This window comes from Methylobacterium tarhaniae (assembly GCF_001043955.1).
Lineage (GTDB): Bacteria > Pseudomonadota > Alphaproteobacteria > Rhizobiales > Beijerinckiaceae > Methylobacterium > Methylobacterium tarhaniae.
The window spans coordinates 1-841 of record NZ_LABZ01000306.1 but is presented as its reverse complement, the minus strand read 5'-3'; the positions used below and the strand labels follow the sequence as shown (position 1 = coordinate 841).

Annotated in this window: 1 pseudogene; it reads right to left on the bottom strand. The window is 71.1% G+C overall.

The features are described from left to right. Nucleotides 1–764 (bottom strand): annotated as a pseudogene (locus tag VQ03_RS29260) (6-hydroxynicotinate reductase); the annotation flags it as partial. Nucleotides 765–841: the final 77 nt, after the last annotated feature.

Here is an 841-nt window from a genome sequence, read left to right as displayed (position 1 = left end):
ATCACCTCGTCGGCGTGTCCCAGCCATTGCCGGGCGAAGATGCCGACCGTCGCCGAGCCGCAGCCGACGCGCATGCGCTGCTCCGGCGTACCGTCGACGATCGGGGCATGGCCGGCCTGGACCACGACCTCGTGGCCGCCCTCGATCGTCATCGTCACCGGATCGCCCGCGCAGAGGCGGAGCAGCGTGTCGCAGGTGACGGTGCCTTCCTTCTTCGAGCCGCCGGTGAGGTGTCGCACGCCGCCGACCGACAGCATCTGCGAGCCGTACTCGGCGGTGGTGACGTGGCCGACCTCCTCGCCGTTGACCCGGATCGCGGCGCGCTCGGGGCCGAGATGGCGGTCGGTGTCGATCTTCACCTTGACGCCGCAATAGCTGAAGATGCCCTCGGTCACGACCGTGACGGTCTCGACGCCCTCGTGCTCGCTCGCCACGATGAAGGGGGCGGGCTTGTAATCCGGGTAGGTGGTGCCGGCGCCGATGCCGGTGACGAAGGTGCGCGAGGGATCGAGCACCCGCCCGTCCCATTCCGCCGCCCCGAACGGCACCAGCTTCCGGCCGGATTCCGCCGCGTCGTGGAGCAGCACCACCGGGTCGGTGCGCACCAGGTGGCCGTTGTCGTTGGCGTAGCGCGAGCAGGCGCCGGAGCGGCCGGGCCGGATCCGGCACAGGACCGGGCAGGCATCGCAGCGCACGATGCCGTCGGCCTCCTGGGCACCGAACTTCTTCGAGCGGGCTTCCGTGGAGAGGGTGTCGGCGCTCATGATCGGCTCCCCCACAGCGTGTCGGATTCGTCCGCCCGGTAGTAGCCCCGGCGCAGGTCACGGGCGACGAGGGCGGG